This window comes from Streptomyces caelestis (genome assembly GCF_001279005.1).
In the GTDB taxonomy this organism is placed as follows: domain Bacteria; phylum Actinomycetota; class Actinomycetes; order Streptomycetales; family Streptomycetaceae; genus Streptomyces; species Streptomyces heliomycini.
In genome coordinates, this window is the sequence record NZ_LGCN01000285.1 from 1 (window position 1) to 2,948 (window position 2,948).

A 2,948-nucleotide genomic window follows, 5' to 3' on the forward strand; every position below is an offset into this window, starting at 1 on the left:
AACGCCGCTGCGCTACAAGGCCGTCGTCGTCGACGGCGCGGGACGCACCGCGAGCGACACCGCCGCCACCACCGCCGGACAACCCCCCGCCCCCGAGAAGCCCACCGCGAAGCGACACCACGCGGTCGTCCACCACCGGCGCGCGGACGGCGACTACGACGGTCTGCTGCTGCGGACCGCCGACGGTACGACGGCCCGGTTCGCCGGCCGCGACGCCTACGGGGCCTTCGCGTGGATCACCCCCGGCCCCGGTGCCGGCGCCATCCGGTTCACCGTCGAGAAGGACGGAGTCCCCGACGGACCCGAGCGCGTCCTCGACGTCGCCGTGTCCGGCGAGGTGTGGACCGAGCAGAACAACACGACGGTCCTGAAAGCCAGACCCGAGTCCGCCTACCCGCCCCGGGACGGCACCAAGGCCGTGTTGCACTACCACCGGCCCGACGGCGACTACGAGGGATGGGGCCTGCACACCTGGACGGGGTCCGCCGACCCGCCCGAGTGGAACGACCCCGTCCTGCCGGTGCGCGAGGACCCCTTCGGGCTCGTCTTCGAGGTGCCGCTGAACGACGGAGCCGCCTCCCTCAGCTACATCCTGCACAAGGGGCAGGAGAAGGACATCCCCGACGACGAGGCCCTCGACTTCTCCCTCTACGGGCACGAGGTCTGGCGCGTGGCGGGCGACCCCACCTATCTGACGCCCTCTCCCGGTGGCGCCTTCGGCCTAGACCTGCGCGCGGCGGAGGCCACCTGGATCGGTGACGACACCGTCGTGTGGACGGGTGAGGGCAGCGGCGTGGCCAGCCAGCAACTGGTGTACGCCACCGAGGGCGACCTCACGATCGAGAACGGCGCACTGACCGACGAGGGGCAGTGGCTGCGGCTCGTACCGACCGAGCTGACCGAGGCCCAGAGGTCCCGCTACCCCCAGTACGCACAGGCCTCGGCGTTCCGCGTGGACCCGCGGGACCGCGACCGCGTCGGCCAGGCGCTCCGCGCCCGGCTGATCGCCACCCAACGCGCCGACAACGGGGCACTGTTGGGCGCCACCGGCGTGCGCATCGAAGACACCCGACCGGAAGGAACCGGCAAGTGATCGGCTCGCTCCCAGACCGAAGAGGCCGAAGAAGACGAAGAGGCCGCCCCGGCGGCACGCACCGCGGAACCGTGTCGGGACCCACGGCAGGCCCCACGACCATGGCCGCCGCGGCCGTCGTGGCCGCACTGCTCGCCACGGCGCTGAGCACACCCCAGCAGGCAGCCGCGGCACCCCGGCCTCCCGGTCCGCCGTCCGACGCCCGGCTCGCCGCCGAGCCGGCCCGCCACGACCTGACCCGGGAACAGGCGTACTTCCTGCTGCCCGACCGGTTCGCCAACGGATCCCGTGCCAACGACCGCGGAGGGCTCGTCGGCGACCGGACCGCGACGGGATTCGACCCGACGGACAAGGGCTTCTACCAGGGGGGTGACCTGAGGGGCCTGATCAAGAAGCTCGACTACATCAAGGGCCTGGGCACCACCGCGATCTGGATGGCGCCGATCTTCAAGAACAAGCCGGTGCAGGGCGGTGGCGAGTCCGCCGGCTACCACGGCTACTGGATCACCGACTTCACCCAGGTCGACCCGCACTTCGGCACCAACGCCGAGCTCGCGGAACTCATCGACAAGGCCCACGCCAAGGGCATGAAGGTCTTCTTCGACGTCATCACCAACCACACCGCCGACACCGTCACGAACGTCGAGAAGAAGTACGGCTACCGCTCCAAGGGCGCCTACCCCTACCTCGACACCCGGGGTCGTCCCTTCGACGACAGCTCCCGCATGGGCAAGGTCGACCGGGACAGCTTCCCCTACACGCCCGTGGTGAACGAGGACGAGGCCGACGTGAAGGTCCCGGCGTGGCTGAACGACCCCACGATGTACCACAACCGGGGCGACTCCACCTTCGTCGGCGAGAGCGGCCTCTACGGCGACCACACCGGTCTCGACGACCTGTGGACCGAACGGCCCGAGGTCGTCGAGGGCCTGGAGAAGATCTACCAGAGGTGGGTCAGGGACTTCGACGTGGACGGCTTCCGCGTCGACACGGTCCGCAACGTCGACATGCCGTTCTGGACGCAGTGGGCGACCGCGATCGACGCCTACGCCGCGAAGAGGGGACGCGAGGACTTCTTCGTCTTCGGCGAGACCCTCTCCTCCGACCCGGCCGTCACGGCGCCCTACGTGACCGAGGGCCGGCTCGACGCCACGCTCGACTTCCCGCTGCAGAACGCCATCCGCGGCTACGCCTCCCAGGACAAGCCGGCGAGCACCCTCTCCGGCGTCCTCGCCCAGGACCACCGCTACACCACGGACAAGGCCAACGCCTACGAGCAGGTCACCTTCCTCGGCAACCACGACATGGGGCGCATCGGGAGCTTCGTCAGCCAGGACAACCCGGGCGCGGACGACGCCGAGCTGCTGCGCCGTGACCGGTTCGCGCACGAGATGATGTTCCTGTCGCGGGGCAACCCGGTGATCTACGCGGGTGACGAGCAGGGCTTCACCGGACCGGGCGGGGACAAGGGCGCCCGGCAGACGCTGTTCGCGTCGAAGGTCCCGGAGTACCTGGACGACGACCAGATCGGCACCGAGCGTACGCATGCCTCGGACGCGTACGACCCGGCGCATCCGCTGTACAAGGCGATCGCTTCCCTTTCACAGCTGACGAAGCGGCATCCGGCTTTGCGTGACGGTGTGCAGGAGGAGCGGTACGCCGATGACGGTCCGGGTGTGTACGCGTTCTCGCGCACGGATGCGAGGCAGCGGGTGGAGTACGTCGTCGCGGTGAACAACGCGGCGAAGGCCCGGATGGTCGGGGTGCCGACGTACTCGGCGGGGATGGATTTCCGCGGGGTGTACGGGTCGTCGGCGCGGGTGCGCAGCGGCGCGGACCGGAAGGTGCGCGTGGA

General features: G+C 70.2%; 2 protein-coding genes. Both read left to right on the forward strand.

What is annotated here, in order from left to right:
* A partial coding sequence (locus tag ADK41_RS38225) for a pullulanase-associated domain-containing protein (protein WP_280923168.1) occupies nt 1-1,093 on the forward strand: 1,093 nt, incomplete at its 5' end.
* 101 nt (nt 1,094-1,194) lie between these two features.
* Nucleotides 1,195-2,948: alpha-amylase family glycosyl hydrolase (locus ADK41_RS38230; RefSeq protein ID WP_245174649.1), on the forward strand; the 1,754-nt coding region annotated here is incomplete at its 3' end.